Raw genomic sequence first — 1,942 nt, 5'->3', positions numbered from 1 at the left:
ACATAAATGATTCCACGGGATTTGTGGTGTTATCCGATGTAGTTCCCGATATCATTCAGGAGGTGCGTTATTTTTCGACATATAACTTTGTCGGAGACCGTATCAACGGATATCATGAGCCCTGCGTACTCATGAGCAGGGAAGCTGCGCAGGCACTTAAGGCTGTCTCTGATGAGCTGAAGGAAAAAGGCTACCGTCTTAAGGTCTACGATGCGTATCGTCCGCAGGAGGCCGTGGACAACTTTGTTGCCTGGGCAGAAAATCTCAAAGATGCGCGTATGAAGACGTACTTCTATCCGCAGGTTGACAAAACGAGACTTTTCGCTGACGGATATATTGATGCGAAATCAGGTCATAGCCGCGGCTCTGCCATAGACCTCACACTTTTCGATCTGAAGACAGGCAAGGAAGTGGACATGGGAGGTACCTTCGACCACTTCGGGCTGGAAAGTCATCCCGACTGGTGCGGAGATCCTGAGACAGGGAAATATACAGGAAAATATAAAGGAAATGCTGTACCGAAGGAAGGAAAAATTACGGAGAAGCAGTTCGCCAACCGTATGATGCTCAGAGACGTAATGCTGCGTCACGGCTTTAATCCGATTGATACGGAATGGTGGCACTTCTTCCTGAAAAATGAACCTTATCCTGATATGTACTTCAATTTCCCGGTAGAGAAACTGAATAAGTAACACGTCTAAACAGGTTGGTGTGCCGTTTGCGGGCATATCAGCCTGTTTGGTTTTCGGGGGGAATATTTTGCCTTTGGCAAAATCCGAACAATGGCGTTATATCAAGCTGATGCTTGATGAAATGCCGCAGATGAAAGTTTGCCTATGGCAAACTTTGATTGAAGGCATTATAATAATAAGGATATTGAATTATATGATGAAGGAATGTCTTTATGAAATTAGTTTCGATTGTTGTACCTGTTTATAATGAAGAAGCTAACCTGCGTCATTTTTATGAGGCAGTTTGCGAAGCTATGGCTACGCTCACGGAGTATGATTTTGAGCTTGTTTTTGTAGATGACGGCTCGAAGGATAACAGCCGTGTTATTTTGCGTGAGCTTGAAAAGGAAGACGAGCGTGTCCAGCCGATTTTTCTTGCCAGAAACAGCGGCCATCAGCTTGCGCTTACCTGCGGCCTGGATAATGCAGACGGTGATGCGGTAATCACCATGGACGGAGATATGCAGCATCCGCCTGAAATGATACCGACTCTTTTGAAGGAATGGGAGAACGGCTATGAGATCGTTCAGACTGTACGTGTAACTACGGAAGGAGTGTCCTTTCTTAAGAAGGCAACATCTTCGCTCTATTACAAGATTCTTAATATGGTTTCAAGCGTACCTATTCAGCCGGGCGGTTCTGATTTCCGTCTTATGGATAAAATTGTAGTGGAGGCATTTCGCCGTTACCGCGAGCATGCGCGGTTCATCAGAGGACTTATCGCGGCAATGGGTTTCAGACAGACGAAAATCGAGTTTGTGGCACCGCCGCGTTTTGCAGGGGTTTCGAAGTTTTCACCGCGTAAGATGCTTCATTTCGCAGTTGACGGCATTTTGGCATTTTCAACGCTGCCGTTGAGATTCGGACTTTATGCGGGCGTGCTTTCGGGTTTTATCAGCTTCTGTCTGTTCCTGCACGTGCTTTTCGTAAAATACGTTGAGAACGATGCTGTTCCCGGCTGGGCTACGATTCTCGGCTGTGTGCTTTTCTTTGGCGGAGTTCAGCTTTTTATTCTCGGAATTATGGGAGAATATATCGGCAGAATTTTTGAGGAAACAAAGGGGCGCCCTTTGTACCTGATTGCAAAGGAGAAGCCTAAGAAATGCGGACAGGGAATTGAGAAAAAGTAAATAATTTTAGCATTGATGCGTTGGGGGATAATCATGCGCAGGTTGTTTATGGTATGTGTATTCTTGATTGGGCTGTGTGTT

2 protein-coding genes are annotated in these 1,942 nt (G+C 45.8%); both read left to right on the top strand.

What is annotated here, in order from left to right; translation table 11 throughout:
- Nucleotides 1-692: M15 family metallopeptidase (locus ACY69O_RS00245; protein WP_462331468.1), on the top strand; the 692-nt coding region annotated here is incomplete at its 5' end.
- Between the two features lie 212 nt (nt 693-904).
- Nucleotides 905-1,861 (top strand): glycosyltransferase family 2 protein, encoded by a 957-nt coding sequence (locus ACY69O_RS00240; protein ID WP_462331467.1) that lies wholly within the window; start codon nt 905-907, stop codon nt 1,859-1,861.
- The last annotated feature ends 81 nt before the right edge of the window (nt 1,862-1,942 follow it).

The sequence above is a fragment of the Schwartzia sp. (in: firmicutes) genome, assembly GCF_978017985.1.
The sequence above is the reverse complement of the archived record's forward strand: the minus strand, read 5'-3'. Positions and strand labels throughout refer to the sequence as shown.